We start from the raw sequence: 16,714 nt of genomic DNA on the forward strand, positions 1-16,714 counted from the left end.
CTCTGGGCCCTCTGCGGTTTAAAAAAAATCTACCCCTCAAACCCTTATTCTTCCTACCTCGCGCCCAAACCCAGCTATTAAAATTCATTTACGCCATAGATTAACATAAACGTTGTTGGAAAACCTCGATCGAACTTGTGAGGAGTTATTTATGTTTCGCCACAATCTACCGTTAAAAAAAATCAGCTTGCTAGCAGCCACCTGCGGAGTTTTACTCGTTAGTCTCGCAACACTTTCCCACGCCGGCGGCCCCCCGCCCCAACAAGGAAAACCCGTTTCCCAACCCGCAGAAACTCCCTCAGAGACTCCCGCAGCCACTGAAGAACCCGTCAGTGAACCAACTCCGGCTGCGAGTCCGAACCCCAGCGGGATGCCATCTACACCCACAGACGCGCCTCCCCGCTTCCCACTGCCCAGTGCGCGAGTTACGCCTGCCGAAGGCGGGATAGTAATTAAACTGGTGAATACCACCAATGCTGTCATCAATTATCAAATCGTAGGCGTTACCCAGCCGCGCACTCTCGGCGAACAATCGGAAATTTTGCTTCAAACCCTCCCAGTACCAATCACCCTCACTTACCAGCGCCCAGACGGCGGATTGGTGCTGGTTCGCCCCCAAGCAACCGCGATGCCGGGAATGTTGCAAGTCAGTTTCGGCGCGACAACTGAGGTGGCCGCTGATACAAAATCTCTGGAAATTCAGGAAGATGGGAGGGTATTTTTGAATTAGGTTAATTGGTTAATTAGTTAATTGGTTGACGGTTGACGGTTGACTGTTGACTGTTACCATTCGTGTCAACTTAAGACTAAAATCCCTAATAAATATCGTTTATAGTTGAATTTCGATGCCCCCTAATCCCCCTTGTTAAGGGGGGGATAAGAGTATTCTTACGTCCCCTCTAACTCCCATTAATAAAGCGGGAAGAGCATTCAAATCCCCTTTCTTAAGGAGGATTTAGGAGCGTCGAAACTTCGATACAAACGAGATATTATACACAGGGTTTTAGTATTATGTTGACACCTATGGTCTGTTACTAATTCCCAATTTCCAATTCCAAATTCCCAGTCAACCGTCAATCGCCGAGTAACAAAGGAGGTAACTTAGTAAAAGGTAAATCCTCGTTGACGGCATCAATTTCTTCTTGTTCTCTTTCGTTGATTTGACCGATATAAGACTTGAGAATTTGCGCCAGACGGTTGTTATAAAATCGGTGCAAACTATAATTGGGCGTAGCTGGAAAGCCGCGCCGTTTTTTGTGCCGCCCGCCCGCACCGGGATCGAAGCTTTGGATGCCCCGATCGATCGCCCATTCGATCGGCGTATAGTAACAAGCATCGAAGTGCAAGCAGTCTATTTCCTGCAAACTGCCCCAATAACGCCCGTACAGTCGATCGCCCTTATACAAACAAAAAGACATACCCACCGGCTGTCTCTCATCTTCCTTGTCGTAGGCGGCTACAAATAAAACTCGATCGCGATAATTGTGGTGCAACTGTTCAAAAAATCGCTTAGTCAGATACTTGCTGCCCCACCAACCAAATTTGTCGCAAGTATTCTCATAAAAAGCATACATTTGAGCAAACATGGCTTGGGGAATTTCATCACCTGTCAGGGTTTTTATCAACAAACCAGCTTGATCGACTGCTTTGCGTTCGCGTTTGATATTGCGGCGCTGGTTGGCATTAAATGCGCCTAAATAATTGTCAAAATTTTGATAGCCTTGATTTTGCCAAATATAGCTGTGGTGCAGCCAACTGCTGAAACCGTGGCGTTCCATTCTTTCTCGCCATTCTGGATCGACATAAAGGAAATTGCAACCAGAGATATTGTGCCGATCGCAAAAATGGTCGATCGCGCTTACCATTACTCCTGTTAACTCGTCTTCATCTTCTCCCTCGGCAATCAAAAACCGATAGCCCTCAGCCGGAGTAAACGGCGTCATTCCCATCAATTTGGGATAATATTGAACACCCAAACGTTGAGCTAAATCAGCCCACTGATTATCGAATACAAATTCGCCGTAACTGTGACTTTTGACATAAAGTGGCGCGCAAGCAATCAACTGTTTGTCTCGCCAGACTGTTAAGTGATGCGGTAGCCAACCGGTTTTACCTGTCGCACTGCCCGATACTTCGAGATTGTTAAGCCAATCCCATTCCAGAAATGGAGTTTTTAGTGGCATCGCCAAGGTATCCCACGACGCTTGCGGGATTTCACCTATTTTGCTAATCCAGGCTACAGAATATTCAGGTTTTGGCTGTTTCAGCATAGGGAGATTTGTGCGTAGAGCGATCGAACTTCATTTAAGTTAATACAATCTCCCCTGCTTGTGTAATTACTCGCCACAGGCAAGATGCCTGTGCCACACAAGTGTTGTGTGGTGGGTTTCTAGCCCGCCACAGGCAAGATGCCTGTGCCACACAAGTGTTGTGGGGTGGGCTTCTAGCCCGCCCCGAATCTATAATGCAAAAACACCTCTTGTCCCACCTGTTTAACCGCCAAAAGCTCCAATTTCGGAGCTAAATCCGCCAAAAAACCCTCTCCCTCCACAGGTGTCGGTGCATCCGCCCCGCCCAAAATTAACGGGCACACCGTCAGCCAAAGTTCGTCTACCAAGCCTGCAGCTAGCACAGAGGCTACCAGTTTCCCCCCGCCCAGAATCGCCAAACGTTTGATACCGATAGTTTCTAGCTTTTGAAACGCATCAATCCAATCAATCTCTCCACCTACGGTTTTTGCATAGATGATTCGATCGAACATCGAAGGAAGAAGGAAGAAGGAAGAAGGAAGAGGGAAGAGGGAAGAAGGAAGAGGAGACGGCAATGCCGTTTCCGTACTCTCTTGCCGTGTCAGCAGCCAGCGAGGTACCGGTTGCTGGAAAAATCGCAAGTTTGGGTCAAATTGAGACGATCGCGAACATACAATTTGCACCGGTTGTGGGGGCTTCCCTTGGAGTTCCCTCTGTTTGACCAATTCCGGCGAAATCACTCTCATCGTCGTCCCATAAGCCTGTAAAGTGCCGTTGCCGAACAAAACCGCGTCGCTTGCTGCTACTTGCTGTTCGAGGTGGGCTTTGTCGTTGGCAGAACCGAATCTCGCGGGCGATCGTACTGCATCTGCAATTTTACCGTCCGCACTGATCGCGAGTATTACTGTGGCGTGAGGTTCAGTCATGACTTATCAGAATTTCCCAGAACATTTAACTGTAGCAATTCACAACTATTTGTAAAGTTTGTTTTCAACTCGCTCTTACGGGTTTTATTTAACGGATAATGTCTGTTTATTTATTTTGCAACCCCAGCGATCGCCCTAGCAAAGTATTTACTTTTCTTTACAAACAGCAGATCAAAAAACGGCGCGACAGGTAAAAATTTCGTTGCAGACTTCAAATGCGTCGCGCGATCGACTAGAGTAAAAAAAATGGCTTTATCCGTTTATTCATCGCAAAGGAAACAAAGCTCATGGTTCAACGCGGTTCTACAGTTCGGATTCTCCGCAAAGAATCCTACTGGTATCAAGAAGTGGGCACCGTTGCTACGGTAGACCAAAGTGGCATTAAATACCCAGTTATCGTTCGCTTTGACAAAGTAAATTATGCCGGCGTCAACACCAACAACTTCGCCCAAAGCGAATTAGTGGAAGTAGCAGCCCCCAAAGCGAAAGCAAAATCAACCGCAGCTCCAGGCGGCAAGCAAACCACGATCGAGGAAAAAACCCGGAAAACCGGCAGCGGAGGAGCCCCCCAGCAGCCGAAAACTTCAACCGACAGCAAACCCGGTGCCGAAGTTCCGGGCAGCGTCGAAGGTTCGCCAAATCAAGGAACAGAACAACGCTAATTGTGCCTGAACTGCCAGAAGTTGAAACTATTTGCCGAGGTTTGAATCAAGCAACCCTCGATCGAGAAATTTTGGACGGGGACGTGTTGTTAAACAGCACAATCGCCCGCTCAATCTCTGCGACCGATTTTTTGACAAAATTCAAAGGAAAGTCGATCGCCCGCTGGTACAGACGCGGCAAATACCTCCTGGCAGAACTATCTCAATTCCCAGAAGGAGAAAGGGAAAAAGGGAAAGGGGGAGAATTTAGGGCTCAAACTCCAAGTTCTTCCACTCTTCCTTCTTCCTTCCTCGTTCCTTCAAAAGCTGGCTGGTTGGGCGTTCACCTGCGGATGACGGGACAACTGCTGTGGGTGAACAGATCCGAACCCCTGCAAAAACACACGCGAGTACGGCTATTTTTTGAAGGAAACCAAGAATTGCGGTTTGTAGACCAGCGCACCTTCGGGCAAATGTGGTACGTGCCCGCAGAAACCGAGGTTTCGAGCACTGTCATCGGTCTGAAACTCTTAGGCCCCGAACCATTTTCAGACGAGTTTACAACAGAATATTTGATCCGCAAGCTACATCGGCGGGCGCGACCTATTAAAACAGCTTTGCTAGACCAGGCACTGATAGCTGGTTTGGGCAATATTTACGCAGACGAAACTTTGTTTTTGTCGGGAGTGATGCCCACAACTCTGTGCGCGGATTTGACCGCAGAGCAAATTGGGCGCATCCATACAGCTATTATTCAAGTTTTACAGAAGGCGATCGCATCTGGTGGCACCACTTTTAGCAATTTTCTCAACGTCCAAGGTGTCAACGGCAACTACGGCGGCGTCGCTTGGGTGTACAATCGCGCAGGTCAACCCTGTCGCACTTGCTCCACAACTATCGAACGTATAAAATTAGCAGGGCGCTCGACTCATTTTTGCCCCATTTGTCAGACATAGGAAGCAGTCAATGGATTTTAGGCTTTAGATTGTAGATTTTAGATGTACTCCACGAATCGTACTCCTTTATTCCTTAGTCAGCTTGGAGTGGACTTCGTTTGTTTAGTAGCGATTTCAATCGCCGAGTGACTTTCCAACCAAATCTAGATTAAAATTTGTATAGTTTTTTAAACTAAACAAAGCAAGTTATGGCAATCAAGAAAGGCAGTATAGTTCGCGCTGTACGCGAAAAATTGGAAAACAGTCTAGAAGCCCAAGCCAGCGACCAGCGCTTTTCCTCCTATATATTTGAAACAAAGGGCGAAGTGATGGATGTTCGCGGCGACTATGCCTTCGTCAAATTTGGCAAAGTTCCCACCCCGAATATTTGGCTGCGGGTAGACCAACTCGAAGATTTTCAGTAACTCACCAAAACTAAACATCACTGTTCTTAATGTAGCGAAGGGTGCACACCGCGCACCTTTCCCAATTAAGTTGATTGCTAAAATCTAAAATCTAAAATCTAAAATCTAAAACCCAATGAATTCTCCATCCAACCGCGTATCAATTATTGGTGCAGGCAGAGTCGGCAGTACATTAGCCCAGCGAATTGCTGAGAAAAATCTGGCAGATGTAGTATTGCTAGATATTGTGGAGGGTTGGCCACAAGGTATTGCTTTGGATTTGATGGAAGCCAGGGGAGTGGAACGCCACGATCGCCAAATTGTCGGTACAAATGATTATACAGATACGGCAAACTCAAATATCATAGTAATTGCCGCCGGAGTGCCGCGCAAACCCGGTATCAATCGGGAAGATTTAATTAAAATCAATGCTCGAATTGTCACCGAAGCCACAAAACAGGCGATCGAGCATTCTCCCGAAGCAATCTTAATCACAGTCACAAATCCCCTAGATATCATGACTTATTTAGCTTGGGAAGCTGCGGATTTGCCAAAACACCGAGTCATGGGGATGGGAGGAGTTCTAGACTCCGCCCGCTTTCAAACTTTTATTGCTATGGAATTGGGCGTTTCAAATACTGAAGTTAATGCAACTGTCATCGGTTCTCATGGCGATTTGATGGTTCCTTTGCCCCGCTATTCTACTGTCAACGGTATTCCCATCAATCAACTTATGGATACTGGGGCGATCGATCGAATCGTACAGCGGACTCGCCACGGTGGCGCAGAAATTGTAGAATTGATGAAGACTGGTAGTGCTTATTTTGCACCCGCATCTGCTGTCTGTTTGATGGTAGAATCTATTTTATTTAATCAGTCGCGACTCTTGCCTTGCTGCGTTTATTTGCACGGCGAATACGGCGTGCAAGATATCTTTTTAGGAGTGCCCTGCCGCCTGGGATATCAGGGAGTCGAACAAATAGTGGAACTCGAACTCAGCGATACTGAAAGAACAGCCTTTATCGAGTCGGGCAAATTAGTAGCCCAAAATATTGAGGAAGCGAAGGCAATACTGAAAACTGCTTCTTAAGCTGTCAAGTATTTAAATTACATATTGTCTGTTCCCCGTTTCCCGTTTCCTGTTCCCTTTCACCAAATTCTCACACCCTATTTAAATGCACAACAGCTTAAGCTTGTAGCAATTCGTCGATCGCAGCAGCCGATCTCTCGTCGCTTCAATATAATAATTTATACTGAGTATGACAGTGCGATCGCTCTTTCGTAAGTTGGCTTCGAGGATTTAAACCTCGCTTTGATAAATATTTTAATCATGCTTGTTATGCTGTATTTCATAAGCAGAAAATGGGTAGCCAAAAACCGATAGATAAACACAACATTGTACTCTCAAAAATGTGGTAATAGAGCAAAAAATTGCAAAAGCAATTAATTTTTTTTCGCGACAATGGCATCAAAATTTCTCTAAAAATTTAACCAATAATCTTCCATCTTTTCTTTACTAAACCAACCAGCAGTTGGTTTAGGGTTATCTCTCAGTCGCGATAGTATAGCCTTTCTCAGTAACATGAGGTGCACGCTTGATAAGCGGGCATAGGGCATAGACCTCCGTCGGCATAGGCATCCGTGGGCATAGGGTATACCTCACCAAGATTGAGAACTGCTATATGCCAGAACCACACGGTTGCACTTTAGAGGTAGAAAGCGAAATGCGAGTTTATACGAAATTTATTCTTTTGGCGGTAATAATAAAAAGGTGACAATCGCAACCGAAGGCGAGCCAAAAAAATGTCAAAATTAGTCATAGACACTGGGAGCATCTCATATTTGTAAAAACACTTCTTCTGGCTTCTTCCTTCTTCCTCTTTCCCCGCAGCAAGAGAGCCTCAAAACTCCAATTTCTACCTTGCCTGCTTTCATTGAGATGCTCCCGATACGCTCCTCCCGATCGCGCAATGGAACCGGGTTTCTTGTTTCCACTTTCGGAGTTTCCCTGAGTTAATTACGTTAATAAACCGGGTTTATGTGTAAGTTTTGTTAGCATTATTATCAATAATTGACAATTAATCAAGTAGCAAATTATGCCACTTTTTCAGTAAATATACGGGAGCTAAGATGGTCGATTGACCTCCAAATCTCGAAAAAATACGGAAATGCAGTGTGAGTAGCTGCTAAGTGCTAGCAGAAGGAGGAGAATAGGTTCTTTGCCTTTTTGAGTTACCAGGCTCAACTTGCAGAGCGCTATTGAGATGCCATCAACCTCGATACCAAAACGCAAAATAACTAAATAAAAAGCATTATGTTTCATGAATACCTGTATCACGAAGTCTGCAACCTGCGCGAGAAACTAGCTCACCTAGAAAGAGAAACGCAGTCTCAAACCTGGTTCAAAAAGCTGCAAGCGCTGATGGGAGTTATTAGCAAAATTCGTGAATCCCTAGACTTAGAAACAATATTCAAAATCACAGCCACCGAAGTTCGGCAACTCCTAAATGCCGATCGAGTCGCCGTCTACCGCTTCTTTCCCGAATCCGAATGGAATGAAGGCGAAGTAGTGTCCGAAGACGTACTGCCCCAATACAGCCCATCTTTAGGAACCCGAGTCCGCGACTACTGTTTCGGCGAACAATTTGCCGGCAACTATGCCAAAGGATACGTTCAAGCAGTCACGGACATCTACAAAGCCCGGTTGAGCCCTTGTCACCTCAAAATCCTCAAGCGATTTCAAATCCGAGCCAACTTAGTAGTACCCCTACTGCAAGGGCAACACCTGTGGGGATTGCTGTGCATTCACTCCTGCGGTCAACCCCGCCAGTGGCAAGAAGACGAAATCGAATTTGCCAGACAAGTAGGCGACCATTTAGCAGTTGCCATCCACCAAGCCGAACTGCACTTGCAAACCCAGAGGCAAATAGCACAAATCGAAGCGGCACAGCAGAAACTCCGCGACAGCGAGGAAAAATATCACCAAATTCTCGATTCGATCGCCGATATGGTATTAGTCAAAGGCCCCAAATCCAAAATTGTTTGGGCAAATCAAGCATTCCGCGACTATTACGGCATGACTCAAGAGGAGCTTCAAGACATCGTAGACGCACCTTTCGCCGATACCGACAATACTCTCCAGTACATCAAAGATGACGCCTTCGTCTTTGAAACCGGACAGACTCTGCAAATTTCCGAAGAACCGGTGACGCGCTACGACGGAGAAGTGCGGCTGTTCAGCACTGTCAAAACACCGATCCGCAACGCAGACGGCCAAATCGTCATGACTGTCGGCGTCTCCCGCGATATGACGGAACGCAAAAAAGCAGAAGAAGCCGTCCAAGCCAGCGAAAGCAAATACCGCAGCCTAGTAGAAACCTCCCAAGACATGATTTGGTCGGTCGATGCCATCGGGCGCTACACCTTCGTCAACCCAGCAGTTAAGTACATCTACGGTTACGAACCAGAAGAAATGATCGGTCGGCCGTTCTCCGACTTTGTGACACCAGAACAAAGCCAGAAAGATTTAGAAGTTTTCGCCCGGTTGTTTGCCGGAGAATCACTTTTCCAGTACGAAACCACCCAAATCGCCAAAGACGGCAGCATGAAACATTTAATGTTTAACGCCCTTGCCCTCTACGACGAAACCGGAAACTTCCTAGGCACCACCGGTACAGCCACCGACATTACCGATCGCAAGGGCGCAGAAGCAGCCTTACAACACGCCAACGCAGAACTAGAGCGCAGAGTAGAAGCACGCACGGCCGAACTGCGCCAGACTTTTGTCGCCCTCACGGCCAGCGAAACCAAGTTTCGGACGATCGCGGCCACCATGCCCGGAGCTCTGTTCCAATTTTGCAACCGTGACGGAGTTTGGCGCATTGACTACATGAGCGATCGCATCGAATATATCAGCGGCGTCACAGGAGCAGAAATGATGCGAGACATCAATACATTCATTTCCCGCGTCCACCCTGAAGACTTGGAAAGCTACATCGCCTCCGTCAACGAAGCCGTAGAAAACCTCTCTCCCTGGCACTACGAAGGGCGGTTAGTCAAGCCCGACGGTGAGATTCGCTGGTGGCAGGGCGACTCCATGCCCACCCGCAGCGAGAACGGCGAAATCGTATTTTGCGGCGTATTGTTCGACATTACTGATCGCAAAGTTGCCGAAACCGCCATCCGCAACAGCCAGCGGCAGCTCAAAGAAGCCCAGAGACTCGCCCACGTCGGCAATTGGGAACTCGACGCAGCCACCGAAACCCTCACTTGGTCGGAAGAACTTTTCCGCATCTTCGGGCTCGAACCGGCCCCCATCGCGCCCAACATAGCCGAACAGGTAGCTCTGATTCATCCTGAAGATTTGGAATTGTGGCAAACTCAAGTGCAGCAGGGACTCGCAACAGGCATCCCTTTTGATTTTGACTTTCGCCTTTACCGTCCCGACGGCATCTTGCGACACGTAAACGCCGTGGGCAGAGCCGAAACCGATGTGAACGGCAAGGTACTAAAACTGTTCGGTACGGTGATCGACATTACCGATCGCAAAGCCGCCGAAGCAGCACTGCGGCAAGCAGCAGTCGAGTTAGAAGACAGAGTGAGCGAGCGCACGGCCGAACTTTCCCAAGCAGTCACCCAATTAGAACAAGAAATTAGCGATCGCAAACAGGCAGAAGCAGCGCTGCAAGTTTCCGAGCAAAACCTGAGAACCATATTTAACAATGTCTACGATGCTATCTTCATTCACGATTTAGAAGGAAACATTCTCGATGTCAATAATCGAATGTTAGAAATGTACGGAGTGAACCCGGAACAAGCAACCAAATTATCAATTAAAAACGACTATTCAACAGACGACAATCCCATTGAAAAAATGGAAGAACTTTGGCAAAGAGTATTAGCAGGCGAAACAGGTCGCGTGGAATGGAAAGCGAGGCGTCCCAAGGACGGTTCAACTTTTGATGCAGAAATTGCCCTGTCCAGAATTCATCTCAACGGCAATCTCAGCATCATTGCCAACGTCCGAGATATTAGTGATCGCAAACAGGCAGAAGCAGAACTGCAACAGGCTCAACAGTTTATGGAATCAGTGCTCAACACCATACCCGTAGGAGTATTTGCCAAAGAAGCAGAAGACTTGCGATTTGTACTGTGGAACCCGGCGGCCCAAGAGTTGCTCGGTTTCAGTGAAGCAGAAGTTAGGGGCAAAAATGATTACGACTTTTTCCCCAGAGAACAAGCCGAATTTTTCACCGCCAAAGACCGGGAAGCGCTCGCCAGCCGGCAAATTGTAGACATTCCCGAAGAACTGATTCAAACCAGAGAAGGCGATACTCGCATATTTCATACCAAGAAAACCACAATACTCGATGCTGATGGCAAACCGCAATATCTATTAGCTGTCACCGAAGACATTACCGAGCGCAAGCGGGGAGAAATTGCCTTGAGGCGATCGTCAGCCCAACTCAAGCAGCAGGCAGAGCGAGAAAAATTGCTCAACAACCTCACTACTCAAATCCGCAATTCTCTCGATTTCGACAGCATTATTGCTGTCGCTGTCCAAGAAATTCGGGCTTTCATGCAGATCGATCGGTGCTATTTTTCCTGGTATCGCAGCGAACAAGAAGAGGCTTTTTGGGAAATTATTCAAGAATCTCGCAGAATAGAACTTCCCGATTTAATAGGTTGCTATAAAGCTTCTGATTTCGGCACTATCGGAGAACAGATGTTGCGTCTAGAAACGCTGCAAATCGATGATGTCGGAGCGCTCACAGACCCTGTTTGGAGGAAGTCTCTTAACTCTCTGGGGTACCGATCTGTGTTGGCAATTCCGATGCAGGCACTTTCGGGAGTAGTGAGCGTTGTTACCTGCGCCCACTCCGCTGCTGTGCGACCCTGGAGTGAGGGCGAAATAGAATTGTTGCAAGCGGTTACAGTTCAATTGGCGATCGCTCTCAACCAAGCCGATCTTTACGCCCAAACTCGCAATAAAGCTCGCGAATTAGAGCAAACATTGCAGAAATTAACCAGCACTCAATCGCAGTTAATTCAAAATGAAAAAATGTCAAGTCTCGGTCAACTTGTGGCAGGAGTCGCCCACGAAATCAACAACCCAGTTAACTTTATTTACGGCAATCTCAGCCACGCCAACGACTATACCCAAGACTTGCTGCACCTAATCGAACTTTACCAAAACCACTATCCCGATCCCGTCCCGGAAATTCAACAGGAAGTAGACAAGATTGAACTCGACTTTTTGATGGAAGACTTGCCAAAGTTGCTTTCTTCAATGAAAGTCGGTGCAGACAGAATTCAGCAAATTGTTGCTTCTCTCCGCACATTTTCCCGCATGGACGAAGCCGAAAAGAAAGCAGTCAACATCCACGACGGCATAGATAGCACCCTGATGATTTTGCAGCACCGGCTCAAAGCTAAACACAATCATCCAGAAATTCAGGTGATTAAAGAATACGCTCAACTTCCCTTAGTAGAATGTTATGCCGGACAGTTAAATCAAGTATTTATGAACATCTTGAGCAATGCTTTGGATGCTTTGGAAGAACGGGATCAGCGCCGTTCTGCTGAGGAAATGCGGCAAAAGCCCAGCAACATCCGCATCCGCACTGAAATATCGCCAGCGGGCAAAGTAATCATTCGGATTGCTGACAACGGGCCAGGAATACCGGAGACTGTCGGCACTCGGCTTTTTGACCCGTTTTTTACCACTAAACCTGTCGGTAAAGGCACTGGGATGGGCTTGTCAATTAGCTATCAAATTGTTACAGACAGACACAACGGGTCGCTGAAATGCACTTCTTCGCCGGGACAGGGTACAGAATTGGCGATCGAGATTCCCCTCAAAGCTAATTGTTAATGGGGAATTGGTAAGTTGTAATTGGCAAGTGGCAATTGCGAAAGCGTTACTGTGCGTCAGTTGTGTAATTTTAAACCAGATAAAATCCGGTACCATAGTCGGGCGTAAAATCCACTCAATACTCAACAATCACGAACGCTACAAGCGGAATTGAACTCACTCATCTGCGTTAATCTGTGTTAATCTGCCCTCATCTGCGGTTTAATAAAGAGAATGTATTAACCGCCGATGACAAGGGATTAACGCGGATTCACGCAAATGAAGAATTCCGATCCTAACAGATGTGATATCATCACCTAAAATCTAATTTGGATGCACCATTTATTCCCTGGTGCATCAGTTTTGAGATTAGGAGTTTGTAGCAAAAATGTCTTCACGGGGTGAGGCACCCTTTACCAATCTGTACCTCAATCAGTCCATAATTGCTATATTACCCAGATTTATCAAGATTTCTGTCACGGCAGAACTTTCCAAAGGTTTAGAAAACCAATATCCCTGAGCTAATTCGCAGTCTAGTTCTCGAAGCTGTGCTAACTGTTCGGCTGTCTCTACACCTTCGGCGATCGCATTTAATCCCAAATTGTGAGCCAAAGTTACGATCGCCCGCACAATCTGCAAAGGCTGACCCCCGTGGTCACCGTTTTCGACAGCCCCCAAGCGGCTCACAAAAGATCGATCGATCTTCAGTGTATCCAGCGGAAAACGGTGCAAGTAACTCAAAGACGAATAGCCAGTACCGAAATCGTCGATCGACAATCGAATATTTCTAATTTTTAGTTGGGATAGCACAATATTGGCTTTCTTGACATTTTCCACGATCGCACTTTCAGTAATCTCCAATTTTAAACAGCTCGGATCGCAGCCAGTTTCTGCTAAAATCTCATCGATTTCCTCAATTAAATTCGGCATACCTAACTGTTTAGGAGAGAGATTGACGCTCATTGTTAATTGCGAAGGAGCAATAATTGGTAACTTAAAATTTGGAATTGGTACCTGGGAAGTTGTACTGAACGTAGCCGCAGAGTTGGTAATTGGGAATTGGGAATTGGTAATAGATGAGTGGAAATCGCTAATCGGGAATTGGTAACTGGGAATTGGTAATTTTTTACTGATTCTTTCTTCCCTGTGACCAATACTGGGGGTACGCTCAGTAAAAGTTGCGTGTTCCTCATGCCCTGTATCTGTTACATCACTTAACTCCCCTACATTGCCCGTTGCCATCTTCCCTGTTGTTACCCTGAGCGAAATCGAAGCGCCTTCTTCCTTCTTGTTACCCTCAGCGACTTGCCCTGAGTGCAGCCGAAGCGAGTCGAAGGGCATTGTTCCAACTTCCATTGGACTTCTTCCCTGTTGCTCGGTTAACATTTCTTGCCAAATCCGCAATTGCTGACAAGCTTCCCGCAACACCCACGCTCCCAGAGGCACGATCAAACCTGTTTCTTCAGCTACAGGGATAAAAGTAGACGGCGGAACTAGACCCCGAACAGGGTGGTGCCAGCGCACCAAGGCCTCAAAACCTTCGAGCGCACCGCTGGCGATCGAAACAATCGGCTGGTAGTGCACAATAAAGTGCGAACGTTGATCCTTGCTCTCTCCTAATTCCTCCTTGCCCAAAATAGCCAACCGCAGGTCAGTTTCTAACTGCAACAGCGACATAGTTTGGTCGTGCATTGCCAAATTAAACACTTCGTGACGGGCCTTACCCAAAGCTTTAGCGCGGTACATAGCGATGTCAGCATCGCGTAGGAATTCTTCCGGGTGAGTGTACTGATTCGATTCGCCACTGGCGGTAGCTTCGCCTCGACTGAAAACAATGCCAATACTAGCGGTGGTAAATACTTCGTGCCCTTCGAGATGAAACGGCTTCGTCAGTTCTTTTTGTATCTTTTTAGCTGCGAGGGTGGCGTCGCTGAGGCTCTGAATGTGATCTAGCAGGATGGTGAATTCGTCTCCCCCCAGTCGGGCGACGGTATCAGAAACCCGGACGCAGGTTTGCAGTCGCTGGGCGAGGGCGATTAGCAGTTTGTCTCCTAAAACGTGTCCTAAAGAATCATTAACTACTTTGAAGCGGTCTAAATCTAGGAAAAGTAAACCAAATTTGTAATCGGGGGACTGATTGGAGCGGCGGATGGCTTGTCCTAGCCTATCGATGAACAAAACCCGGTTGGGCAAACCCGTCAGCGCATCGTGAAAAGCGCCGTGCAGCAGTTGCTGTTCTACTCGCTTGCGCTCGGTGACATCTCGGATAATAATCTGGCCGGCCGTCGAGCCTTGATAAATAGCCGGGATGCCGGCCATTTCAACGTCTATTATTTGTCCGTCGAGCCGCATCAGTTTTTGTTCGGCAAGGTCGAGTGGCTGATTTTCTATCTCGACTAGCCGAATGCGCTCTGTGGCTATTTGCACATAGTTTGGATGGACGAAATGCAATATGGGAAAGCCAATCAGTGCTTCGGGAGAACTCGCACCGAGGAGTTTTGCGCCGGCAGCATTGATGTAGGCGATTTTCCCTTGACTGTGAACGGCGATCGCTTCGGGAGATAGTTCTACTAAACGGCGATAGCGTTCTTCACTTTCTTTGAGAGATACTATCAACTCGCATCGCTCTTTTTCAGCTTGCTGGCGTTCGATTTCCATTTGGTGAACCGCCAGAATTTTCCCAATACTTTGAGCCATCAATTCTATAATTTCTATTTCCTCGTACTTGAACTTTCTTTTCTTTATTTCTGGCGAACTAAAACTCAACGTGCCGTAAGTTTTATTGTTGACAAATATCGGCGTTCCGATGTAAGATTCCGACTGGCAGTTCTGATAAGCAGGATGTTCGCGCATCTCCATATCTGCTCCGATATGAGAATACGCAACTGTTTTGTTAAGTTTAATGACTGCCGCGCAGTAAGTATCGCTGAGGTTCAATTCTAAGCCTCGCACGAAGTATTCTAAATCGCTTTTCGCTGCTCGGACAATAAAAGTTTCTCTGTCAACTTCAGCCATGATTCCCATAGAAAGTCCAAACATCAAACAGCCTGCTGTTAGATAATCGTCAACCAGTTCTTCAAAGTTTTGATAATGATAAGTTGTAATCCGGTGCAAGTGTTTGAGATTAGCGCTAAAAGCTGCTAAAGCTTGAGAATTTAAAAATAATTCTTCTTCCGATCGCTGGCGGTCGGTAATGTCTGTTTGCACTCCAATAAAGTGGGTTAAGTGTCGCCGCGAGTTGTAAACCGGAGCGATCGACAGTTCGTGCCAAAAAGGAGTGCCGTCTTTCCGAAAGTTGCGTAATATAACTTGAGATTCTCTGCCTTCTTCAATCGCAATTCGCAATTCTTTGGCAGCGGGGGTGTCAGTGTCTGTACCCTGCAAAAAGCGGCAATTTTTGCCCATTAACTCGTCTCTGCGATAACCCGTAATCCGCTCAAAACTGGGATTGACATAAATAATCGGATTATCTGCAACGGTTGCGTCGGTGATTGCAATGCCGTTGCTGCAACTTTCGATCGCCCGTTCCATCATTTGTAAGCGCTCTTGCGATATAATTCGCTCGATCGCGGCAGCTAACACGTTGGCGATCGCTTCTACAAAATAAACGTCATCTTGACTGAAAACCCGCCCTTGGCTGGTATGAACTCCCAAAATACCCCAGGCAGGTGAGGATGAACTATTCGCTGGTTCTGCTTGTCCCCAGTTCCTCCCCAGTCCCCGATTGCCGGGAATAATTACAGTGACGCCGCTGACTGCCCGATGGTTATGCAGTAGCGGCAACTCGCTAAAGCGCGTTTCCACCCGCAAATCTTCGACGATCGTCGGTTCGCCCACTAGCAATGTGTAACCTGCTTGCGATCGGGCAGAAGCGGCAACAGTAGCGCTGCCGACGAGGCCCGGCTGCCAGCCAACCCCCGCTCGCAGCATAAAAGCATGACCAGAGGGCAACAGTTCTAACACCTGGCAATAATCAACGTCCAGGGTTTGAGCAATTAAAACCGCAGCTTTGTCCATCAGTGCGGACAAATCTGTTTCGGCCAGGGCCTGCTGTCCCAAGTAAGCGACGGCCGCTTGCTGGCGGGCTCGCGAGTGGATTGACGTGAGCAATTCTTGCTCCTTGGCGGCCACTCGCTTCCGATCCGTAATGTCGGTGAACACCGACAGAACAGCTTTTCCCGACACCAATGTCAGATACCGCATCGATACACTCGCCCAAAACAGGGTGCCGTCAGCTTTTTTAAGCCGGACTTCTGTCTCGCGGACGTGTCCGTTGCGGGCGAGCCGCAACAGCAATTCCTGGCGGTCTGCAGGTTTGTGGTAGAGCATTTCAGCTTTGTGGCGGTCGATCGACTTAAATCCTGTGAACCCGAAAGCCTGACGACATAAATCGTTACTATAAAGAATTGTGCCATCCGCCAGACTGCTGACGATCAGGGGTATGGGCATCGAGTTGGCGATCGTCAGCAGTAATTCTTTGGTTCCTTGCAGCTCTTTGTACAAGTCTGGCTTGGAGGCCCAGCCGTGACAGTTTTCAGAGTTTTCAGGGATAAAACTTTCCATTTTTTAATCGATCCATTAGCAGGACAACTTTTTTAAACTTGTGGTCAATCAATACTGCGGACGGTTTTTAATTAGCATTCGTAGAATAAAAGTTTCAAGTCGATTCGCCAATGGAGCTACCAACGGAAAATCAAGGGTTTCAG

11 protein-coding genes are annotated in these 16,714 nt (G+C 47.3%); 7 read left to right on the forward strand and 4 right to left on the reverse strand.

The window, feature by feature from the left end:
- The first annotated feature begins 151 nt into the window (after positions 1–151).
- Positions 152–730 carry a hypothetical protein gene (locus QUA10_RS13095; protein WP_333083041.1) on the forward strand — a complete coding sequence of 193 codons (579 nt, stop codon included), beginning with the start codon at positions 152–154 and terminating at the stop codon, positions 728–730.
- 343 nt (positions 731–1,073) lie between these two features.
- Here the strand turns inward: QUA10_RS13095 and QUA10_RS13100 are convergent, their stop codons facing one another.
- Both QUA10_RS13100 and QUA10_RS13105 read right to left on the reverse strand, forming a co-directional pair.
- Positions 1,074–2,270: a GNAT family N-acetyltransferase gene (locus tag QUA10_RS13100; protein WP_333083042.1), complete on the reverse strand. Its 1,197-nt coding sequence runs from the start codon at positions 2,268–2,270 to the stop codon at positions 1,074–1,076.
- A 173-nt stretch (positions 2,271–2,443) separates the two neighbouring features.
- Positions 2,444–3,175, reverse strand: coding sequence for a dihydrofolate reductase family protein (locus QUA10_RS13105; RefSeq protein WP_333083043.1), 732 nt, complete (start codon positions 3,173–3,175; stop codon positions 2,444–2,446).
- A 287-nt stretch (positions 3,176–3,462) separates the two neighbouring features.
- Here QUA10_RS13105 and QUA10_RS13110 point away from each other — a divergent pair, with 287 nt between their 5' ends.
- The 5 genes from QUA10_RS13110 to QUA10_RS13130 all read left to right on the forward strand — a co-directional run bounded on the left by QUA10_RS13110 (position 3,463) and on the right by QUA10_RS13130 (position 6,440).
- Positions 3,463–3,837, forward strand: coding sequence for a photosystem I reaction center subunit IV (locus QUA10_RS13110; RefSeq protein ID WP_333083044.1), 375 nt, complete (start codon positions 3,463–3,465; stop codon positions 3,835–3,837).
- Between the two features lie 2 nt (positions 3,838–3,839).
- Complete coding sequence (locus QUA10_RS13115; protein WP_333083045.1) at positions 3,840–4,772, forward strand: DNA-formamidopyrimidine glycosylase; 933 nt, start codon at positions 3,840–3,842, stop codon at positions 4,770–4,772.
- A gap of 188 nt (positions 4,773–4,960) precedes the next feature.
- A complete protein-coding gene (locus tag QUA10_RS13120) occupies positions 4,961–5,176 on the forward strand; it encodes an NAD(P)H-quinone oxidoreductase subunit O (RefSeq protein WP_333083047.1) in 216 nt (71 codons plus the stop codon).
- A 115-nt stretch (positions 5,177–5,291) separates the two neighbouring features.
- A complete protein-coding gene (mdh, locus tag QUA10_RS13125; RefSeq protein WP_333083048.1) occupies positions 5,292–6,245 on the forward strand; it encodes a malate dehydrogenase in 954 nt (317 codons plus the stop codon).
- Between the two features lie 24 nt (positions 6,246–6,269).
- The gene (locus tag QUA10_RS13130) at positions 6,270–6,440 is read left to right on the forward strand and encodes a hypothetical protein (protein ID WP_333083049.1); all 171 of its coding nucleotides are present in this window, start codon (positions 6,270–6,272) and stop codon (positions 6,438–6,440) included.
- A gap of 551 nt (positions 6,441–6,991) precedes the next feature.
- Here the strand turns inward: QUA10_RS13130 and QUA10_RS13135 are convergent.
- Entirely contained in the window at positions 6,992–7,150 is a 159-nt protein-coding gene (locus QUA10_RS13135) for a hypothetical protein (RefSeq protein WP_333086274.1), read from the reverse strand.
- Positions 7,151–7,469: 319 nt separating this feature from the next.
- On the opposite strand from QUA10_RS13135, the gene QUA10_RS13140 reads away from it, so the two are divergent.
- Positions 7,470–12,029 (forward strand): PAS domain S-box protein, encoded by a 4,560-nt coding sequence (locus QUA10_RS13140; RefSeq protein ID WP_333083050.1) that lies wholly within the window; start codon positions 7,470–7,472, stop codon positions 12,027–12,029.
- 411 nt (positions 12,030–12,440) lie between these two features.
- Here QUA10_RS13140 and QUA10_RS13145 read toward each other — a convergent pair whose 3' ends face one another.
- A complete protein-coding gene (locus QUA10_RS13145) occupies positions 12,441–16,571 on the reverse strand; it encodes an EAL domain-containing protein (protein ID WP_333083051.1) in 4,131 nt (1,376 codons plus the stop codon).
- Positions 16,572–16,714: the final 143 nt, after the last annotated feature.

Origin of the sequence: Microcoleus sp. Pol8_D6, from assembly GCF_036700965.1 — a bacterium.
Lineage (GTDB): Bacteria > Cyanobacteriota > Cyanobacteriia > Cyanobacteriales > Microcoleaceae > Microcoleus.

What these genes read in the sequence shown, in the direction of transcription:
- QUA10_RS13095 (WP_333083041.1), top strand. Translation starts at nt 152, where the DNA reads ATGTTTCGCCACAATCTACCGTTAAAAAAAATCAGCTTGCTAGCAGCC.
- QUA10_RS13100 (WP_333083042.1), bottom strand. Translation starts at nt 2,270, where the DNA reads ATGCTGAAACAGCCAAAACCTGAATATTCTGTAGCCTGGATTAGCAAA.
- QUA10_RS13105 (WP_333083043.1), bottom strand. Translation starts at nt 3,175, where the DNA reads ATGACTGAACCTCACGCCACAGTAATACTCGCGATCAGTGCGGACGGT.
- QUA10_RS13110 (WP_333083044.1), top strand. Translation starts at nt 3,463, where the DNA reads ATGGTTCAACGCGGTTCTACAGTTCGGATTCTCCGCAAAGAATCCTAC.
- QUA10_RS13120 (WP_333083047.1), top strand. Translation starts at nt 4,961, where the DNA reads ATGGCAATCAAGAAAGGCAGTATAGTTCGCGCTGTACGCGAAAAATTG.
- mdh (WP_333083048.1), top strand. Translation starts at nt 5,292, where the DNA reads ATGAATTCTCCATCCAACCGCGTATCAATTATTGGTGCAGGCAGAGTC.
- QUA10_RS13140 (WP_333083050.1), top strand. Translation starts at nt 7,470, where the DNA reads ATGTTTCATGAATACCTGTATCACGAAGTCTGCAACCTGCGCGAGAAA.
- QUA10_RS13145 (WP_333083051.1), bottom strand. Translation starts at nt 16,571, where the DNA reads ATGGAAAGTTTTATCCCTGAAAACTCTGAAAACTGTCACGGCTGGGCC.